Annotated in this window: 22 protein-coding genes; all 22 read right to left on the minus strand. The window is 50.0% G+C overall.

Translation table 11 applies throughout. From position 1 onward, the window contains the following. Nucleotides 1-23 precede the first annotated feature (23 nt). On the minus strand, nt 24-554 hold the full coding sequence (locus GIW82_RS07190; RefSeq protein ID WP_154749163.1) for a F0F1 ATP synthase subunit delta: 531 nt from the start codon (nt 552-554) through the stop codon (nt 24-26). After that, the gene (atpF, locus tag GIW82_RS07195; RefSeq protein WP_370456126.1) at nt 551-1,072 is read right to left on the minus strand and encodes a F0F1 ATP synthase subunit B; all 522 of its coding nucleotides are present in this window, start codon (nt 1,070-1,072) and stop codon (nt 551-553) included. The genes GIW82_RS07190 and atpF overlap by 4 nt, the downstream gene beginning before the upstream one ends. Before the next feature lie 377 nt (nt 1,073-1,449). Continuing rightward, on the minus strand, nt 1,450-1,674 hold the full coding sequence (gene atpE, locus GIW82_RS07200) for a F0F1 ATP synthase subunit C (RefSeq protein WP_154749164.1): 225 nt from the start codon (nt 1,672-1,674) through the stop codon (nt 1,450-1,452). Nucleotides 1,675-1,733: 59 nt separating this feature from the next. Beyond that, nucleotides 1,734-2,444, minus strand: coding sequence for a F0F1 ATP synthase subunit A (atpB, locus tag GIW82_RS07205; protein ID WP_370456127.1), 711 nt, complete (start codon nt 2,442-2,444; stop codon nt 1,734-1,736). Between the two features lie 26 nt (nt 2,445-2,470). Then, nucleotides 2,471-2,842 carry an ATP synthase subunit I gene (locus tag GIW82_RS07210; protein ID WP_154749165.1) on the minus strand — a complete coding sequence of 124 codons (372 nt, stop codon included), beginning with the start codon at nt 2,840-2,842 and terminating at the stop codon, nt 2,471-2,473. A gap of 4 nt (nt 2,843-2,846) precedes the next feature. After that, entirely contained in the window at nt 2,847-3,068 is a 222-nt protein-coding gene (locus GIW82_RS07215) for an AtpZ/AtpI family protein (RefSeq protein WP_154749166.1), read from the minus strand. A gap of 308 nt (nt 3,069-3,376) precedes the next feature. Then, on the minus strand, nt 3,377-4,489 hold the full coding sequence (gene wecB, locus GIW82_RS07220) for a non-hydrolyzing UDP-N-acetylglucosamine 2-epimerase (RefSeq protein WP_370456177.1): 1,113 nt from the start codon (nt 4,487-4,489) through the stop codon (nt 3,377-3,379). A gap of 292 nt (nt 4,490-4,781) precedes the next feature. Next, nucleotides 4,782-5,411, minus strand: a complete 630-nt coding sequence (gene upp / locus GIW82_RS07225; RefSeq protein ID WP_154749168.1) for a uracil phosphoribosyltransferase — start codon at nt 5,409-5,411, stop codon at nt 4,782-4,784. 158 nt (nt 5,412-5,569) lie between these two features. Further along, a complete protein-coding gene (locus tag GIW82_RS07230) occupies nt 5,570-7,759 on the minus strand; it encodes an EAL domain-containing protein (RefSeq protein WP_154749169.1) in 2,190 nt (729 codons plus the stop codon). Between the two features lie 78 nt (nt 7,760-7,837). Then, nucleotides 7,838-9,073 (minus strand): serine hydroxymethyltransferase, encoded by a 1,236-nt coding sequence (gene glyA, locus GIW82_RS07235; RefSeq protein ID WP_154749170.1) that lies wholly within the window; start codon nt 9,071-9,073, stop codon nt 7,838-7,840. Further along, nucleotides 9,060-9,644 (minus strand): TIGR01440 family protein, encoded by a 585-nt coding sequence (locus GIW82_RS07240; RefSeq protein WP_154749171.1) that lies wholly within the window; start codon nt 9,642-9,644, stop codon nt 9,060-9,062. The genes glyA and GIW82_RS07240 overlap by 14 nt, the downstream gene beginning before the upstream one ends. A gap of 12 nt (nt 9,645-9,656) precedes the next feature. Continuing rightward, nucleotides 9,657-10,094, minus strand: coding sequence for a ribose 5-phosphate isomerase B (gene rpiB / locus GIW82_RS07245; protein WP_154749172.1), 438 nt, complete (start codon nt 10,092-10,094; stop codon nt 9,657-9,659). A 113-nt stretch (nt 10,095-10,207) separates the two neighbouring features. Next, complete coding sequence (locus GIW82_RS07250; RefSeq protein ID WP_154749173.1) at nt 10,208-10,633, minus strand: low molecular weight protein arginine phosphatase; 426 nt, start codon at nt 10,631-10,633, stop codon at nt 10,208-10,210. A 12-nt stretch (nt 10,634-10,645) separates the two neighbouring features. Further along, nucleotides 10,646-11,629, minus strand: a complete 984-nt coding sequence (locus tag GIW82_RS07255) for an L-threonylcarbamoyladenylate synthase (protein WP_154749174.1) — start codon at nt 11,627-11,629, stop codon at nt 10,646-10,648. An 88-nt stretch (nt 11,630-11,717) separates the two neighbouring features. Next, nucleotides 11,718-12,572 (minus strand): peptide chain release factor N(5)-glutamine methyltransferase, encoded by an 855-nt coding sequence (gene prmC, locus GIW82_RS07260; protein WP_154749175.1) that lies wholly within the window; start codon nt 12,570-12,572, stop codon nt 11,718-11,720. Next, nucleotides 12,565-13,638: a peptide chain release factor 1 gene (gene prfA, locus GIW82_RS07265; protein ID WP_154749176.1), complete on the minus strand. Its 1,074-nt coding sequence runs from the start codon at nt 13,636-13,638 to the stop codon at nt 12,565-12,567. Before prfA ends, prmC begins: the two co-directional genes overlap by 8 nt. Before the next feature lie 251 nt (nt 13,639-13,889). Next, nucleotides 13,890-14,489, minus strand: coding sequence for a thymidine kinase (locus tag GIW82_RS07270; RefSeq protein ID WP_154749177.1), 600 nt, complete (start codon nt 14,487-14,489; stop codon nt 13,890-13,892). Nucleotides 14,490-14,692: 203 nt separating this feature from the next. After that, nucleotides 14,693-14,908 carry a 50S ribosomal protein L31 gene (rpmE, locus tag GIW82_RS07275; protein ID WP_154749178.1) on the minus strand — a complete coding sequence of 72 codons (216 nt, stop codon included), beginning with the start codon at nt 14,906-14,908 and terminating at the stop codon, nt 14,693-14,695. A gap of 153 nt (nt 14,909-15,061) precedes the next feature. Continuing rightward, nucleotides 15,062-16,345, minus strand: coding sequence for a transcription termination factor Rho (rho, locus tag GIW82_RS07280; RefSeq protein ID WP_154749179.1), 1,284 nt, complete (start codon nt 16,343-16,345; stop codon nt 15,062-15,064). A gap of 542 nt (nt 16,346-16,887) precedes the next feature. Then, complete coding sequence (gene glpX, locus GIW82_RS07285) at nt 16,888-17,853, minus strand: class II fructose-bisphosphatase (protein ID WP_154749180.1); 966 nt, start codon at nt 17,851-17,853, stop codon at nt 16,888-16,890. A 190-nt stretch (nt 17,854-18,043) separates the two neighbouring features. Continuing rightward, a complete protein-coding gene (locus tag GIW82_RS07290; protein WP_154749181.1) occupies nt 18,044-19,342 on the minus strand; it encodes a UDP-N-acetylglucosamine 1-carboxyvinyltransferase in 1,299 nt (432 codons plus the stop codon). 16 nt (nt 19,343-19,358) lie between these two features. Beyond that, entirely contained in the window at nt 19,359-20,012 is a 654-nt protein-coding gene (gene fsa / locus GIW82_RS07295; protein ID WP_154749182.1) for a fructose-6-phosphate aldolase, read from the minus strand. Nucleotides 20,013-20,135: the final 123 nt, after the last annotated feature.

Consider the following 20,135-nt stretch of genomic DNA (forward strand, 5'->3'; position numbering starts at 1 on the left):
GTCACCCTCTCCTAATTGAATGTTTATCCGATCAATTGACGCTGCAGACGTTCGAGCTTCGAACTGACAGAGCTGTCAAAGATGCGGTTGCCGATTTGAAGACGCAATCCTCCGATAAGGGACGGATCGATGATGTTTTCAATTCGCAAAGATTGTTTACCGATTTTTTTCGCAAAAGCTGTCGAGATGGATGCTGTCTCTTCTTCCGTCAAAAGACGGATCGAGTAAACTTTCGCATCTTCGATTCCTTTTGCATCATTCGAGCGTTTGATGAACTCATCCGCGATGCTGCCGACTTCTTTCAGGCGTTTACGCTCCCCTACCAGCTGCAGTGTATTCAAAAGATACGGCTGCGCGCCACCGAATAGCTCGGTAACCAGGTTCTTCGTACGTTCCTGTGTCAGTTTTGGCGATGCAAGCAATTTGTGCAGTTCCGGGTTGTCCTGGAACACTTGCTTGATCTCACGAAGGTCCTGCTCCACTTGTTCTGTTACGCCATGCTTTTGGGAAACTTCGAACAATGCTAGTGCATAACGTTCTGCAGCTTGACTCATTGCAATTCGCCTGCCTTCGCAATCGTTTCATTAATCAATTGGCGGTTTTCCTCTTCTGAAATCTCTTTGTCCAAGACTTTAGAAGCGGCAAGAAGTGACAATGCCACAACTTCGTCGCGTACTGCAGCGATCGCTTTTTCACGTTCGTTTGCAATTTCTTGAACAGCTGCGTCTTTCATGCGTCCAGCTTCAGCACGAGCCGTCGTGATAATGTCCTCACGCGAAACTTCGCCTTGCTTTTTCGCATTTTCGACGATCTGCTGTGCTTGCGTACTTGCATCTTTCAAGATAGCACGCTGTTCTTCCAAAAGTTTATGTGATTCTTGGCGGCTGTTTTCAGCTGCTTCGATCTCGCTAGCGATCAATTCCTCACGCTGCTGCATAACTCCCATCAATGGGCCCCATGCGAATTTCTTCAAGAGCAACATAAGTAGTGAGAAGATCACTAATGTGACAATGATGTCACCGATATTCAAAAACTCCCCGGCCGCGCCGAGTACGAGGTGATCAAAAAACACGATTGTTTCACTCCCTTCAAGAGCATAAAATAAAATTTCTTCTATTTATATATGATTCTTCTGCAAGATGTTTTTCGAAGGTAAAATGTGCCTTACAAACATAAATGGCGAAAAACATGCCGAAGCACTCTCGCCATTTAGCTTCTTACTATGGGTGGAAGATGCACCAGCCAGCCCGGCTGTGCGGCACAATTCGCCGCTTCGCCGGTCCGTCTTATGCCTGTCGGAGCTGAACGGGCGCTTCCGCTTTTCGTTGTCCAGACTCCAGCGCCCAACTCCTCGGGTCATAAGTCAGCCCGGCTGTGCGGCACAATTCGCCGCTTCGCCGGTCCGTCTTATGCCTGTCGGAGCTGAACGGGCGCTTCCGCTTTTCGTTATTACTGGTTCATCGTGATGAACGCGATAACTACAGCGATGATTGGAACAGCCTCAACCAAAGCTACCCCGATGAACATTGTTGTTTGAAGTACGCCGCGAGCTTCTGGCTGACGAGCGATACCTTCTACTGTTTTTGAAACGATAAGACCGTTACCGATACCTGCGCCTAGTGCTGCTAGACCAACTGCGATTGCTGCTGCTAATAAACCTAATGAACCTGTCATTGTGATTTGTCCTCCTCAGGATGATTGTTTTTTTATGCGCCCATTACAGGCAATTTATCTCAATGGTCGTCCGCAACTTTGTGGGATATATAAACCATTGTTAACATAACGAAAATAAATGCTTGGATGGTCCCGATAAAGATCGAGAATCCTTGCCATGCCATCATTGGCACGATTGATGCTGCAAAGCCTAGAATACCTGTCGAAGCGGAAGCCGCTAAGAGTGTTAGCAGGATTTCCCCTGCATAGATGTTTCCGTAAAGACGCAGACCAAGTGTCAGCGTATTCGCGAATTCTTCAATGATGTTCAGTGGCAGAAGAAATGGCATCGGTTTCAAATAACTTGCCCCGTACCCTTTCAGCCCCTTCATTTTAATACCGTAATAATGGCTTAAGGCAATGACCAGAACAGCCAATGTCATTGTCACGGTCGGATCTGCAGTCGGTGATTTCCACCAGAGATCGCCGTTGACCACCACAGCAAACGGAAGTCCGAGCAAGTTCGATACGAATATGAACATGATTAACGTAATTCCAAGAACGTGGAATCGTCCGCCGTCTTTCCAGTCCATATTACTCTTGATCAGGCCTTTCACGAAGTCCATGATCCATTCCATGAAGTTCTGCATGCCGGTCGGCTTCAGCTTTAAATTCCGAGTGGAAATGAAAGCGATTAAGAAGACGATGGTTGCAGCCACGATGAGCATCATGACGTTTGATAAGTTGAACCAAATTCCAAATATCTCCTTCATTGGAGCGCCATGATCCACGATAGTTTCACCTCTCTTTCACGTTCTTATTGGTGTTTCAGATGATAGACGATGCGCTCTACAAGAAGTAGAACATACGGTATCATCAACCCGATTACTGCGCTGACCAGGTGAATATGTTCTGCGAAGATTATTGCCAACGCAGCGACGGCAGCACCTGATGCAAACCGTAATGCCGTTCCAAGCGAACGAACTTTCGAGCCTTCTGTCACCGCCCGGTCGAATTTCTCCATCCGGCGAACCAAAATCCACATATTATACAGTCCGAACAAAGTGCCGATCGTCAAACCCGCGAATACTGACTGATATGGGGTGAAACCCCAGCCAAGCACAAATGCGGCAAGGAGAAAATAAATCACTCTTTTTTGTTTGGTATAGATCTGCCTAAGTCCATCCATATATTTAAACGTCTCCTGATTCGAATTTTCGGACGGTTTGAAGCATCGCCCAGACACCGACAGCAAGGCCGACGAATAGACAGATGATCAGAAATAGTGGGGCGGTCCCGATTTCATCATCGAGCCACATTCCTGTGAATACCCCGATAAGCACGGACCCGACAAGTTGTGAGAGGATGGCTGAATAAATCGCCATCGCTTGTAAGGGACTTTTTGATGGGCGCATGATAACCCCCTCGAAATCCGTTTTGAATTGACAATGGACCTCTTAAAGAAGTATTGTCGCATCAGGCTTTTAGAACAACATCTAATATGTACAAAAGCCTTTCATGCGTACCCTTGAATAGCATACAATAGGGTCAAAATCATGTCAATTGGTAGAAGTGAAAAACATCACAAGCGATTCTTCCCCGACAAATTGTGGACAAATTTCAACACAAATTCGGAAAAAGTTTTTTCACCTGCTATTTTCTCATTCCCCCACTCCCCTATCGCACCTCAAACGTCCGTTGTCTTATTCACATTCTGAAAAGCTTACTTAGCTTGCGCCTCGAAGTAACTGTGAAGCGCTTCAACGATCCGGCCGGAAGCTTTTCCGTCGCCGTATGGGTTGGATGCTTTCGACATCGCTTCATATGCCTCTTCGTTCGTCAACAATTCTTTCGCCAGCCCGTAAATCGTTTCTTCATCCGTCCCCGCAAGTTTCAATGTCCCTGCTTCGATTCCTTCCGGACGTTCTGTCGTATCGCGAAGCACAAGAACCGGCTTGCCGAGTGATGGCGCCTCTTCTTGAATACCGCCCGAGTCCGTCAAGATGATGAATGCGCGTGCTGCGAAGTTGTGGAAATCAAGCACTTCAAGCGGTTCGATCAAGTGAATGCGTGGATCGTTGCCAAGCACTTCCGCTGCCAATTCACGAACGACTGGATTCATATGCACTGGGTAGACCACTTGCACGTCTTCATGTTCTTCCGTCAAGCGCTTGATTGCGCGGAACATGTTGCGCATCGGCTCGCCGAGATTCTCACGGCGGTGTGCTGTCAGAAGAATCATACGGTCCGTCCCGATCTTGTCAAGAATCGGATGGTCGTATGTTTCACGCACTGTCGTTTTGAGTGCATCGATCGCTGTGTTGCCGGTGATGTAGATCGTACTTTCGTCTTTGTTTTCATCCAACAAGTTTTGAGCCGATTTTTCGGTCGGTGAGAAATGAAGGTCTGCCATGACGCCTGTCAACTGACGGTTCATCTCTTCCGGATACGGCGAATATTTATTGAATGTGCGCAGACCTGCTTCTACGTGCCCGATTGCGATCTGGTTATAGAAAGCAGCCAAGCTTGCAGCGAATGTTGTCGAAGTGTCACCGTGTACCAACACGATATCCGGCTTCGCTTCTTTCATCACTTCATCCAAGCCTTGCAGAGCACGTGTCGTCACATCGCTTAATGTCTGACGATCTTTCATGATATTCAAATCGAAGTCCGGGCTGATCTTGAACGTTTCAAGCACTTGATCCAGCATTTCACGGTGCTGTGCTGTTACGGTGACAAGCGGCTCGATCGTTTCTGGATGTTTCTTCAGTTCCAGCACGAGCGGTGCCATCTTGATCGCTTCAGGACGTGTACCGAAAATCGTCATGACTTTCATTTTCTTTGCCAACTTGATCTACTCCGTTTCATTTTCTATTTCGCGTGCGGGCACCCGAATTGTTTTATCTTTATAAGTTGGAATAACAGCTCCGACACTCCGCAAAAAGGCTCCGCGTCTAGTGGGCTCGCCTCGAACTAAATCGTTCCCGCTTCCCGGGTCCGATTGGATTTCGAGACTTCGCTAAGTCCACTAGAGTCTCCGCCGTTTTTGCTCCGTATCTTCACGCTATTGTTGGTGAACAGTGTTACTCACTAACAACCTTCTTCCCCATCTTATACAGAATAAAGTTTTACTTCGTGCCGAACAACCGGTCGCCTGCATCCCCTAGTCCTGGGACGATGTATCCTTTTTCGTTCAGTTTTTCGTCCAAAGCCGCAATGTAGATATCGACATCCGGGTGCGCTTGTTGCAATGCTTCCACGCCTTCCGGAGCTGCGATGATACACATGAAGCGGATTTTCACTGCGCCACGTTTTTTCAACGAGTTGACTGCTTCAACAGCAGATCCGCCCGTTGCAAGCATCGGATCGACGACGATGAATTCCCGCTCCTGGACGTCAGACGGCAACTTCAAGTAGTACTCGACCGGCTGCAATGTTTCGGGATCGCGGTACAACCCGATGTGTCCTACTTTCGCAGCTGGAATCAACTTCAGGATGCCGTCGACCATGCCGACGCCTGCACGCAAAATCGGTACGACGCCCAGTTTTTTGCCCGCCAGTACTTTCGATGTCGCTTTCTGTACCGGTGTTTCCACTTCGATATCAGTCAATGGCAAGTCGCGTGTGATTTCAAAAGCCATCAACGTTGCGACTTCGTCCACCAATTCTCGGAACTCTTTCGTACCTGTTTGCTTGTCTCGGATGTAAGTCAATTTATGCTGAATCAATGGATGATCAAAGACATACACTTTTCCCATAGTCATCTCTCCTTTTAGACATTATTATCCCATCAAGTATAACAGAAATTTGCCTCTTGAAGGGAGCGCGAAAAGCATTGGCGCAATTCTGAAATATCGTTGAAATCGGTTTTTCCCCACAAAAAAACTGAGACAGAAAGCAACAAGCGCTTTTTGTCTCAGCTGAGTGGAAGCAAGTTGGCTTCTGCAGACGGCATCGGCTTGTAGAACAGGAAGCCTTGTCCGACCCTGCAGCCCAGCGCTTCAAGGACTTTCCGCTGTTCTTCCGTCTCGATTCCTTCCGCCACTGCATCCATATTCAAGTTTTCCGCCAACTGGATGATCGTCCGGACAATCGCTAGTGAACCCGCATCTTCGAGTTGGGTGATGAACGAACGGTCGATCTTGATTTCTGTGACCGGCAGCTTCTGCAAATAGCTGAGCGACGAATAGCCGGTCCCGAAATCATCGACAGAGCTTGTGAAGCCGTATGAATTCAGCTGGGTGAAAATGTTACGGGCTTTCTCGATATCGACGAAGCCGATCCGCTCTGTGATCTCCAACCGGATCCATTTCGGCTCGATGCCGAAGCTCATCGTCGCGTTGATCAAATTCGGTACAAATGTCGGATGGAAGAAGTGGTCTGCCGAAATGTTGACGGCGACTTGCCGCAACTCCATTCCTTCATCTTGCCGCTTCTTCAGCCATTCGAGTACGAGACGCAACACGCTTTGCTCCAGCACACGAATCTTGCCGTTCTTCTCCGCCAGTGGAATGAAGGTGTTCGGCGGTACGTAACCGAGTTCCGGCGAGTACCAACGGGCCAGCGCTTCGAACGAGAGGATCTTACCAGTCTTCAAGTCGACTTTCGGTTGAAGGTGGATACTGATCTCTTCATTCCGGATGGCGAGCGTCAATTTATTGGCGATCCGCAAGTCGCGCATCATGTTTTCATCGTATTCCGATTCGTAATAGCAGAACACCTCGCCCGCTGTCGACTTCGCATTCGATAACGCGCTGTCGGCATGACGGACGATTTCTTCTGAATCGCTCTGATGCGGTGTGATCAGCGCGACGCCTCCTTTCAAGGAAAGGAATAGCTCCATATCGGCGAGCTGGATCGGCTCGTTGAAGCGTCGTGCCAAATCGTCCAAGTAACGCGGCACTTTGTCGAGCGCAGTGATTCCCACGATGCCAATCGTCGAATCGGAGAACCGTGCAAAGAAAGCATCTTTCATCAACTTCGCTTCTTCAATCCTTTTCGCAATTTCCGTAATCAACAAATCACCGACGCGGTGACCATATTGATCGACGACTTGTGCAAACTCATCGACCGTCAGGAAAATGACGACGCCTTCCCGCTGCTTGTCCAAATGATCCTGCAATTCCGTAATGAAGAAGTTGCGGTTCGGCAGACCGGTTTCCCGGTCGTTATAAGCGAGGACCAACCGTTCTTGCAGCTGCTTGTAATAGTCGACCGTCAAGGACAGCATCGGCGAGATCTTCTGGATGAATTCCACTTCATCTTCCGTCGGGACGGTCGGGACGTTGAAGTAGACCGCGAACGTCCCGATCACTTCATTCTCCTTATCGAAAATCGGCACCGACCAACTCGATGCAAGATCAAAGTCCTTGACTACCTTCGCAGTGCGCGGCGACGCCCATAGCGGATCGGTCTTCATATCTTCGACGATGATCGGCTTCTTCAAGATAGCGGATGCGCCGCAACTTCCTTCGTCCTGACTAACAGGGCCCCCGTCGATCTGCCGCCAAAATTCCGCTCCGAACGCTCGACCCGATGCTTTCCGGAATTTCCCTTCTTTATCGATGAAAAGTACGGTACATTTCGCATCGCTCGGTAAGAAGGATTCCACCACGGAACAAATAGCATCGAGCAAGATGCTGATCATATGGCCTTTATGAATATCCACATAAATATCACTTTGCAGCTTGACCAACGCTTCCGCACGCTTCCGGTCGGTGATGTCCCGCTGCAGCAAAAGGACGAACCGTTTCTCTCCAGTATCTTCCTTCATCCACTGGATGGTGATTTCATTCCAGAACGGGCGGCCTTCCTTGTGGTAATTGAGGATCTCAAAAACCCCCGGCTCCCGCTTCGCCATGCATGCACGGATCGCTGTCGCGACTTTTTGGTCGGTGCGTTCCCCGTGCATGAAGCGGCCATTCTTCCCAATCACTTCTTCCAGCGAATACCCGCTCATCCGGTAAAATGCCTCATTCGCGTAAACGATCGGCATGTCATCCCTTGCCGTGTCCAGAATGAGGAAACCAATCTGGAGTTCTACTCCAAGACCTCGAAGCCGTTCCCCAATTATTCTATTTTCTTCCATCAGGTCATAATCCGGCATTTCCATTCCCTCATTTCTTGTCCACGGAATCAAAAATACAGCTGCCGGGACATTCCGTTCAACGGCAGCTGCAACCTTTTACTTGTACAATGGCAATTTCGCCGTCAATGCAGCGACACGTTCTGTCGCTTCTTTTTTCACTGCTTCGTCTTCCGGATTCTTCAAAATGGAAGCGATGATCGAAGCTGTCTCTTTCATGCTTTCTTCCGTAAAGCCGCGTGATGTGACTGCTGGTGTACCAAGACGCAGGCCAGAAGTGACGAACGGGCTTTCCGGATCGAATGGAATCGTATTTTTGTTCGTCGTAATCCCGACTTCATCCAGCAAGTGCTCCGCAACTTTCCCCGTCAAGTTCAAAGAACGCAGATCTAGTAGCATCAAGTGGTTGTCCGTCCCTCCGGATACAACATCGACGCCTTCTGCCATCAATGTATCCGCAAGAACTTTCGCATTCTTGACTACTTGTTCAGTATACGTTTTGAATTCAGGCTGTTGTGCTTCACCGAATGCAACCGCTTTGGCGGCGATGACGTGCATCAGTGGACCACCTTGGATGCCTGGGAAAATCGTCTTGTCGATCTTCTTCGCGAATTCTTCCGTGCACAAGATCAAGCCGCCACGTGGGCCGCGCAATGTCTTATGCGTCGTCGAAGTGACGAAGTGTGCGTGTGGCACTGGATTCGGGTGAAGTCCTGTCGCAACAAGTCCTGCAATGTGTGCCATATCCACCATGAAGTACGCACCAATCTCATCAGCGATTTCGCGGAACTTCGCGAAGTCGAGCGTACGGGAATACGCGCTTGCCCCTGCAACGATCATTTTCGGCTTATGCTCAAGTGCCGCTTCGCGGACCAAATCATAGTCGACGAGTTGTGTTTTTTCATCTACACCATATTCTACGAAATTATATTGTTTGCCGGAGAAGTTCACTTTACTGCCGTGCGTCAAGTGCCCGCCGTGGTTCAAGTTCATCCCCAGCACAGTATCTCCCTGTTCAAGGACTGTCGTGTAAACGGCCATATTCGCTTGAGAGCCCGAATGCGGCTGGACGTTCGCATGGTCCGCTCCGAAGATCTCTTTCAGACGATCGCGCGCAATATTTTCTACTACATCCACAAATTCGCATCCGCCGTAATAGCGTTTGCCTGGATACCCTTCAGCATATTTGTTCGTCAACACAGAGCCTTGAGCTTCCATAACTGCCGGTGATACGAAGTTCTCTGAAGCAATCAGTTCAATATTGCTTTCCTGGCGTTGCTTCTCGGCTTCCATCGCTTTAAATACCGCTTGATCTTGTACTTCAATCAGTGTCATCTGTGAATCCCTCCTGTAGTTGAATAGCTACACGATCATATGCTGCGCGGACACCGCCGATCAGTTTCGGTCGGGTCGTGGCGGCTGAGACGATCGCATCTCCTACTAGTGTAACAGAAGTTCGGAGCGGAACGGCTACTCTTTTTAAATGCATGCCGATCATCGTCTGACCGATATCGATTCCAGCGTGGGCGGACACTTCTTCGACGACTGTCGGGTCTTTCAGGCGGGTGTATGCACAAGCACTCATCGATCCGCCGGCTTTCGGTACCGGAATGACGGATACTTCCTCAAGTCCGTACCGTTCCGCCGCTTCCCGCTCGAGTGTCAGTGCCCTGTTGATATGTTCACAGCCTTGGAAAACAAGATAAAGACCATGACGCTCTGCGAACCGTTCAAGCGGTCCGTACAGCGACTCCGCGATATCCAGTCCGCCTGCCGTACCGATCCGCTTGCCTGCAACTTCTGAAGTGGAACAGCCGACAACAAACAGTTGGCCTTCCTTGAATATGATTTGCTGTTCGAGTTGTTCCAGCATTTCTTCAAGCTGTGACTGCCATAATTGCTGCATGCTGCTCCCTCCTCAGTTTTCCAGGTCGGAAATTTTTTGGATGCGCGTTTCGTGGCGTCCGCCTTCGAATTCCTCCGTCAGCCAAGTACGCGCGATTTCTGTCGCAAGTCCTGGTCCGATGACACGTTCGCCCATCGCGAGGACGTTCGAGTTGTTGTGGCCGCGCGTCGCTTTTGCACTGAACAGATCGTGGACAAGCGCACAGCGGATGCCCTTCACTTTGTTCGCTGCGATCGACATGCCGATTCCCGTTCCGCAGATCAGGATTCCGCGGTCATACTCGCCTGCTGCGACGCCTTGCGCAACCGGGCTTGCGTAATCCGGATAGTCGACGGAATCATCCGTCTGTGGCCCGAAGTCTTTGTATTCGATGCCCATCTCGTCAAGGAGACGAACGATTTCTTTTCTCAAGTTATTGCCACCATGGTCTGAAGATATTGCGATTTTCATTAAAAACCCTCATTTCTCTAAAATTCTTATGACTCCATTTTACCACTTGCGATACAAAAAGACATGCAACCGCCATCGGATTGCATGTCTTTACGTATATTTTCTTATGGACTTTACAACTTGTCGATTACTTTCGCGATCAGCTCGTCCAATTCTCTATACGTCTGTTGGTATGTGGGTAAGTCGCCGCCATAAGGGTCTTGGACGTCTCCGTCTTCCTCTTCCGCAAACTCCTTCAGCGTGAAAATCTTCTCAGCAGCTTCCGGATAGTCGACCACGAGCCGCTCTTTATGCGCGTCCGTCATCGTCAGCACAAGGCTCGACCAGCTGATGAAGTCGTCTTCAAGTGGTCTCGAAGTATGCTCGCTCGAAATCCCTTCAGACGTCAGGACGGCTGCTGCGTGTTCCGACATCGGAGCTTCCCCCGCAAAAATACCTGTCGATTGCACTTCAACGCCGGGAATGTTTTTAGCTTTCAAAATCGCCTCTGCCATCGGACTTCTACATGTGTTGCCCGTACATACAAAAAGAATCTTCATCGATTTCCCTCCTCAACTAAACCATTTGTGGTCGGCCGCTTTTTCCAGCCGGTTCATCAATGCCGCTTCTCCCGAAGGAACTGCCGCAAGAATCAAGTCTACCTCCGTATCATCACACTGACGGAGCGAACGGTAAAGGGTTTCTGCCGATAATGGGAACGAATAGTCCGCTTCCGTCACTTCGCGGTCGCTGAGAAGTGCGACTTCTTTCCCTTGTGAGTGGATATAAGCGATCGCCTTATCGATCAGCGCCGGATTGTTCTCAATCATATAAACCGGAGCGTCCGGTGCGTAATGCATGTACTTCATTCCCGGTGATTTCGGTGCACCGGAGCCTGCTTCCGCTGGCAGATGGACTGTTCCGAGCACCGCTTCCAGCTGCTCCTTCGTCACGTTGCCCGGACGAAGAATGACCGGGACATCGGTCGTCAAATCAAGCACCGTCGATTCCAAGCCGATTTCCGTCGCTCCGCCGTCTAAGATCAATCGGATTCTTTCATCCATGTCCCGATAAACGTGTTCTGCAAGTGTCGGACTTGGCTTTCCGCTCGTATTGGCACTTGGCGCAGCAAGCGGGAATCCACAGCGCTTCAACAAGTTCAGTGCAACAGGATGGTTCGGTACGCGGACGCCGACTGTCTCCAACCCTGCTGTTACAGATGGTGCAAATGCGCCAGGGACCGCGTCGAGTACGAGTGTCAGGGCACCCGGCCAGAACTTATCCATGCACAGCAAGGCTTTCGATGAAACATTCTGGACATACTTGAGCGCCGATTCCTTCGAATCGACGTGGACGATCAGCGGATTATCCGACGGACGGCCTTTCGCTTCGAAGATTTTGGCGACGGCTTCACTGTTCGAAGCATCGGCTCCGAGCCCGTAAACCGTCTCGGTCGGAAAGGCGACAACTTCGCCATTCCGCAACAAATCCACAGCCTGTGCATAAGTTTCTTCTTTATTCACATTTCTATCCACAAAAATAATACCTGTTTCCAATTCGAAAAACCTCATTTCTTTGGATTTTCAGTCAATTATCCACAGTTTGTGGATGACCTTATCTGTTTTGTGAGTAAATTGTGCAAAATTACTGCAAAATGCAAAAAACCATTCGGTTCCGCTTGTTGATATCTTGTCTGATAAAAACGCGATCGTCCGGAAAAGCGTTCTTCAATAAGTTCTCCACAGCTTCTCCCTGCAAATGACCAATTTCCAGACCGATGAGCCCAGGTCTGTTCATAACTTCCGGCAATCCCTCCGCCAACCGTTCATATAGCGCAAGCCCTTCCCGTTCTGCGAACAACGCCATATGTGGTTCGTGATCACGGACGGTATCTGCCAGTTCCGGCGATTCGTGCAGCCCGATGTAAGGCGGATTGGACAATACCATATCCCATTTCTCGTCCTTGATCGGCGTGAGCAAGTCCCCTTGACGGAATTTAATCGCTGCTCCAAGACGTTTTGCATTGGTCTCCGCTGTCATAAGCGCGCGTTCCGATAAATCGGTCGCCGTGACTTGTGCATCCGGCCATTCGCATTTCATCGAGACGGCGATCGCGCCGCTCCCGGTTCCGATATCGACAATCGCTGGATCCTTCTTCAATAGTGCCTTGCCCATCAACAATGCCTGCTCCACCAGTTCTTCCGTTTCAGGACGTGGAATGAGGACATCGGGATTGATGGTGAATGTGCGTCCGTAAAACTCTTCCTGGCCAGTCAAATGCTGGACCGGGACACCTTTTGCAAGCTGCTCGACATTTTCTTCGAACTGTTGCAGCTGCTCCGGACTGAGTGGGGCACGCATCGATGCGAGAAGACTTGCGTGCGACAGTCCAAGCTGTGCCTGCAGAAGCATCCGCGCAGTCGCTTCTTCTCGTCCATTCTCCGCTAAAAAAGAAGAAGCCCCGCGCAGGGCCTCAAATATTTTTTTGCTGTCAGCCATTATTGAGCTGCTCCATCCGTTCCGATTGTTCTTCCACGATCAACGCTTCGACAACTTCTCCCATTTTCCCTTGGAGAATCTGGTCGAGCTTCTGAATCGTCAAACCGATGCGGTGGTCGGTGACGCGGTTTTGGGGGAAGTTGTACGTACGGATCCGTTCAGAACGGTCGCCCGTGCCGACAGCAGATTTGCGGACTGCATCGTATTCTGCACGTGCTTCTTGCTGGAATTTATCATAAACGCGGGCACGTAATACTTTCATCGCGCTTTCCTTGTTCTTGATCTGTGATTTTTCATCCTGACATGTAACGACTGTATTCGTCGGCAAGTGCGTCAGTCGGACTGCGGACATCGTCGTGTTGACCGATTGCCCTCCAGCACCTGAAGACGCGTACGTATCGACACGGATTTCGTGGTCATAGATCTCGACTTCGACTTCTTCCGCCTCCGCCAAACAAGCGACCGTCGCTGTCGACGTATGGATGCGTCCGCCCGATTCCGTTTCCGGTACGCGCTGCACGCGATGTGCGCCGTTCTCGTACTTCAGTTTGGAATAGGCGCCTTTACCGGTAATCATGAAGACAATTTCTTTGAAGCCACCAAGCTCGGTCGGTGAGGAATCCATAATCTTCACTTTCCAGCCATTGGACTCGGCGAAACGGCTGTACATCCGGAATAGGTCTCCAGCGAATAGTGCCGCTTCGTCTCCTCCAGCTGCCCCGCGCACTTCCATGATGACGTTCTTGTCGTCGTTCGGGTCTTTCGGAATGAGCAAGATGTGCAGATGCTCTTCGATTGCAGCGAGCGCATTTTCAAGTTCTGCCACTTCCTCTTTGACCATCTCGCGCATATCGGCATCCAATTTGTCATCGAACATCAGTTTTGCGTCAGCGAGTTGTGAGTTGACGTCCTTGTATTCACGGTAGGCATCCACCGTTTCCTGGATGTCGGATTGTTCTTTGGAGTATTCGCGGAGCTTGTTCGAATCTTGGACGATTTCGGGATCGCTCAGGAGTTCGTTCAGCCGCTCGTAGCGGTCTTCCACCGCCTGTAATCGATCGAACATTTGGTTCACCTCTATTTTGTTTGTTATGGATTGATGTTTTGCCAGATATTCCGCAAAACATTTCCGTACCGCGGTGCTCATGCCGAACTAACCCGCCCTCACTGCCTGAGGCCGGGTGGATTTCGTCAAATCGCTCATTACCACAGGCACTCGAATGTTTTGCTCCATATCTTCATTTGCATCAAAAATAGTCGGCAGTATTTAGATTGATTCTCTCGAGGAGTGATTCACCTAAGTATGATCTTTCAGTTTTAGATTTGTTCTGTCACGGTGGCGCCTGCTGGTACTTCGTGGTGGTGGCGGCAGCGTGGTTCGTATGCTTCCGATGCACCGACGAGGATGGTCGGGTCTTCTTCGCCAGCCGGCTTGCCGTCGATGAGACGTTGCGTGCGACTTGCCGGTGATCCACAGACGGTGCAGACGGCCTGCAGTTTCGTGATTTGTTCAGCGATGGATAAGAGATCCGGCATTGGACCGAATGGACGGCCACGGAAGTCTTGGTCAAGTCCTGCGACGATGACACGGAATCCGTGATTCGCTAATTTCTGGACATTGTCGATGATGGCGCCGTCGAAAAATTGTGCTTCGTCGATCGCGATGACATCGAAATCGTCATTGATGAATTCCCATAGTTGGTCGGAATGACCGATCGGTAAGGCAATGACTGTGGTGCCATTATGTGAGACGACCGCTTCTTTACTGTAGCGATCATCGATTTTCGGTTTGAATACGGCAATTTTCTGTTTGGCGAATTGTGAGCGGCGGACGCGACGGATCAATTCTTCGGACTTGCCGGAGAACATACTGCCACAGATGACTTCCACCCATCCGGTTTGTTTCATTACGTACATGGTCGAGACCCCTTTCAAACACTTTCTACTATGTTATCATACCCAAAAACCGGAGACATTACTTCCTTCAAGAAAAAAAGGATTCGTTGCAACTTCGATAGTGCGAAGCGCGTTTCCTCCATCCGATTTCTCAAAAAAAGCATGATTCAGGCAATAAAAAACCTGCCTTGGCGTTTGTGCGCAAGGCAGGCATAAAAGTCTGCTTATTCGTTGATTTCTTCTTTGAGGCCATATTTCTTGTTGAAACGGTCTACGCGGCCATCTGCTGAAGCGAACTTCTGACGTCCTGTGTAGAATGGGTGGCACTCTGAGCAAAGCTCAACGCTGATGTTTTCTTTTACAGAACCTGTTTCGAAAGTGTTCCCGCATGAGCAAGTAACTGTCGCAACTTTGTATTCTGGGTGAATTCCTGTTTTCATGTTATTTTCTCCTCCCGCCCTGAACCATCTGGAACAGAGTTATATAATCTATTTTGTCTATTGCCTTACATGGCGTCTGGTGGCCATATATGCAATAGATCTTAGTAATCTCACTCAACTATCATAACAAAAATCATAGGGCATTTCAAGCATTTAGATCATCTTTTTGTTGCTGCGGTGTGCCTGCATTTCAGCGTTCAACTTCTCAAAAAACTCTTCGTTCGATTTGCTCTGCTTGATTTTCTTCAAGAAGCGCTCGCCGAAGTCATGGGAATCTGAGAACGTCTTACGCAACATCCACAATTTCTCCAGCTGATCCGGAGAGACGAGCAATTCTTCTTTCCGCGTGCCCGAGCGGCGGATATCAAGCGCCGGGAAGATCCGGCGTTCTGCCAGGCTGCGGTCGAGGTGAAGCTCCATGTTCCCGGTCCCTTTGAACTCTTCGTAAATGACTTCGTCCATCCGTGAGCCCGTATCGACAAGTGCAGTCGCAAGAATCGTCAAGCTTCCACCTTCCTCGATGTTACGCGCTGCCCCGAAGAACCGTTTCGGTCTGTGGAAAGCCGCCGGGTCGATCCCGCCGGACAATGTACGGCCGCTTGGCGGAATGACCAAGTTGTACGCCCGTGCCAGACGCGTGATCGAGTCCATCAAAATAACGACGTCCCGCTTATGTTCGACGAGACGCATGGCGCGCTCGAGTACTAGCTCCGCTACTTTCACGTGGTTCTCCGGCACTTCGTCGAACGTAGAAGAAACAACGTCCGCGTTCACTGAGCGCTCGATATCAGTCACTTCTTCCGGACGTTCGTCGATCAAAAGCACAATCAATTCCGCTTCCGGGTGGTTCGTCGTGATCGAGTTCGCAATTTCCTTCAACAGCATCGTCTTCCCTGCTTTCGGCGGAGCGACGATCATGCCTCGCTGGCCGAAGCCGACTGGCGCAACCAAATCCATGATGCGTGCTGACAACTGATCTGGTCCGTTCTCAAGGCGGATGTGGCGATCGGGATACAATGGCGTGAGTGCCGGGAAATGCACTCGCTCTTTTGCCACTTCCGGGTCTTCGCCGTTCACTGCGTCCACTTGCAGCAAGCCGAAGTAACGCTCGTTCTCTTTCGGTGGACGTACTTTCCCGGAAACTTTATCACCGTTTCTCAAGTCGAAGCGGCGGATTTGTGACGCGGAAATATAGATGTCCTGTGAGCTCGGCGAGTAGTTGATCGGACGCAAGAAGCCGAAGCCTTCCGACTGGATGATTTCAAGGACGCCTTCCATGAAGAAGAAGCCTTCCTGTTCTGCGCGTGTTTTCAAGATCGCGAAGATCAGTTCTTTTTTCGACAGTTTGCTGTAATTGGCCAGCTTGTATTCCTTGGCCAGGTTGTATAGGTCTTTCAGCGTCATGTTTTCAAGTGCTGAAATTGTGATTGTTGTCATTCGTTGGACACCACTCTTATCTTATTATTTGGGAAAAATTTTGTTGGGTGGGATTGTGATGATAAGGTATTTGAGATACTCCGTAAAAAAAGCTTCGTTACAGCGTCCCGGTGCTCCTGCATCGCTCACTGCTTCGCTTAGTCCCGCATGTAACTTCGCTTTTTTACTCCATATCTCTACTTCGTTGTTGGTGATCCATACTATTAAGTACCACCATCCTACTCAGAAAAGCGACGGAAGACAACACTAACTACCATTATTCACATTCAATAGTCATAAGATATGGAGTAAAATGGCGAAGACTCTAGTGGCTTTAGCGAAGTGTCGAAATCCAATCGGACCAGGGAAGCGGGGACGATTTAGTTCGGCGCGAGCCCGCTAGACGCGGAGCCATTTTACGGAGTATCTGTCTGTACTATTCAATCCATACCACTCCAACTTATCTTCAAAGTATTTTCACGGGGATCATTTCTTGCATGATATTGGAAAGATCGGGTAAGAAGGAGCCCGACAAAGTTGCCGGACTCGTTATAGAGAAGAGATTATTCGTTCATGACCAGGTTCGGCTTTTTCTGGAGACTGTGACGCCCTTCGATAAAGCGGACTGTGCCGGATTTCGCACGCATAACCAAAGAATGGCTTTCTGCAAATGCGCCTTTCAGTTGGACACCGCGTAGCAATTCGCCGTCTGTCACGCCCGTTGCAGCGAAGATTGCGTCGTCTCCTTTGACGAGGTCGTCCATTTTCAAGACTTTGTCGACGTCGATGCCCATGTCAAGGCAGCGTTTTCGTTCTTCGTCGTTTTGTGGAACGAGTCTGCCTTGGATTTCGCCTCCGAGGCATTTCAAACCGACTGCAGCGATGACGCCTTCTGGTGCGCCGCCTCTGCCGAAGAGGATGTCGACGCCAGTTTCGTCGAATGCTGTGTTGATCGCTCCGGCAACGTCGCCGTCTGTGATCAGCTTGATGCGTGCGCCTGCTTCGCGGATTTGGCGAATGATGTCGTGGTGACGCTCGCGGTCCAGCAATGTCGCAACGACGTCTTCAATGTTTTTGTTTTTCGCTTTTGCGACAGCGCGTAAGTTGTCGATGACCGGTGCGTCGATGTCGATTTTACCGACAGATTCCGGCCCGACCGCGATTTTGTCCATGAACATATCCGGTGCGTGCAGCAAGTTGCCACGGTCAGCAATCGCCAGGACCGCCAGTGCATTCCAGCCGCCCGCAGCGACGATGTTCGTGCCTTCGAGCGGGTCGACTGCGACGTCCACTTCCGGACCGATACCTGTTCCGAGCTCCTCCCCGATGTATAACATCGGTGCTTCGTCCAGCTCGCCTTCACCGATCACGACGACACCTCGCATTGGAATCGTGTCAAATACCGTTCTCATTGCAGTTGTTGCTGCATCATCGGCTTCATTCTTCAGTCCGCGGCCCATCCATTTGGATGAAGCGATCGCAGCAGCCTCTGTAATCCGCACCAATTCCATTGATAAACTTCGTTCCATGATCCAGTTCCTCCTGCTCGTCATTCGTTTCTACAAACTTTATTGTAGCACAACTGAATCGCTAACTTTTCTACTAAAATAAACCCTCTTATTATACAAAGCAGCTTCGACTTCCGCAAGCCAGCACTGAGCCGACCTGCAGAAATTTCCGCTGCCTTAAGGTTCTTCTATAAATCTATTGTTATTCTTTTTACTTTGCGTTGTTGTCTGCCGCTTCTTGGATGCTCGCGACGGGATCAATCGTCTCTCTGCGGATGTCCGCGCCGAGTCCGTTCAATTTATCGATCAACTGGGAGTAACCTCGTTCGATGTGATAAATTTCACGTACTTCCGTTTCGCCTTCCGCAAGCAGTCCAGCGATGACAAGTGCAGCGCCGGCACGCAAGTCAGAAGCAACGACAGTCGCTGCTGTGAGCGGTGTCGGTCCTGTTACGATTGCTGCACGTCCTTCGACACGGCCACTCGCGTTCATGCGGCGGAGTTCGTCGATGTGCTTGAATCGTGCAGAATAAATCGTGTCCGTGATCATTGACGAGCCTTTCGCCTGTGTCATAAGCACAGAGAATGGTTGCTGCAGATCGGTCGGGAAACCTGGGTAAACCAAGGTTTTCACATCAATTGCCGTCAAGTTTTCGGCGCGTGGAATGTAGATTGATTCCTCGCCTTCCTCAACTTTGACGCCCATTTCGCGGAGTTTCGCTGTTAAAGCTTCCATGTGGAAAGGAATGACGTTATCGACTGTGACACCATCGCCGATAGCAGCTGCCATGATCATGAATGTCCCCGCTTCGATGCGGTCCGGAATGATAGTATGCTTCGTCCCGCTAAGTTCCTCTACACCGTCGATACGGATAACATTCGTACCCGCACCTTTAATTTTCGCACCCATGTTCGTAAGCAACGTTGCGACATCGATGATTTCCGGCTCTTTCGCCGCGTTCTCGATGACAGTCTGTCCTTTTGCAAGAACCGCTGCAAGCATGATGTTAATCGTAGCCCCGACACTGACGACATCCAAATAAATCTTCGCGCCGCGCAGTTCATCGGCACGCAAATAAATCGCGCCGTGTTCGTTCGTCACTTTCGCACCAAGTGCTTCGAATCCTTTGATGTGCTGGTCGATCGGACGTGGCCCTAGGAAACAGCCCCCCGGCAAGCCGATTGCTGCATGCTTAAAACGGCCGAGCATCGCCCCCATCATATAGTAGGACGCGCGCAGCTTTTTCACGTTGCCGTTCGGCAGTGGCATGTCTGTCATGTTCGTCGGGTCGATGTGCATCGTCCCGTCTTCGATCGACACTGTGCCACCGATTTCTTCCAAAATGCTCTTCAGTGTATTGACGTCAGAAATGTTCGGCAGGCCTTCGATTGCCACTGGTGAATTCGCCAAGATGGATGCCGGGATCAGTGCAACTGCACTGTTCTTCGCACCGTTTACCTTGATTGTACCGGAGAGTCGTTTGCCGCCTTTAATTTTGTATACGTCCATAGCGTTTACTCCTTTTTCAGCCTTCAACCGAGCGTTTTTCCCAGTCAGCAAGGAAGGCTTCGATTCCTTTGTCAGTCAGCGGGTGCTTGAACATTTGCTCCATTACTTTCATCGGCATTGTCCCGATGTGTGCGCCCGCAAGTGCAGAATCCGTTACGTGTTGCGGGTGACGGATCGATGCTGCAATGATTTCCGTTTCGATTCCATGGATGTCGAAGATTGCTGAAATCGATGCGATCAATTCAATTCCGTTGTGGCCAATGTCATCAAGACGACCAAGGAATGGAGATACGTAAGATGCGCCTGCACGTGCTGCAAGAAGCGCCTGGTTCGCACTGAAGATCAATGTGACGTTGACTTTCTTGCCTTCGCTCGCCAAAACCGAACAAGCTTTCAAGCCGTCCGGTGTCATCGGCAATTTCACCGTGATGTTCGGTGCAAGTGCTGCCAATTCGCGTCCTTCTTTGATCATGCCTTCTGCATCCAGTGCGATAACTTCTCCACTGATGGATCCGTCAACAAGCGCCGCGATTTCTTTCAGGCGGTCGTGGAACGAGACGTTCTTTTCTTTAGCTACGAGTGATGGGTTCGTTGTCACTCCTGATAGGATGCCCCATGCGTGTGCTTCTTTAATTTCTTCGAAGTTCGCTGTATCGATGAAAAATTTCATTTTCTATTTTCCTCCTAGGTTAAAAAGAAGTGTTGGCAGACGGTTTGTTATCCGCAGCCAGCTCTTTCAATATCTCGTTGAGAATTTCCTTTACATCATATCAAAATCTGTCCTTCCCCGCCA

It is taken from the genome of Planomicrobium sp. YIM 101495 (assembly GCF_009707665.1).
GTDB lineage: Bacteria > Bacillota > Bacilli > Bacillales_A > Planococcaceae > Planococcus.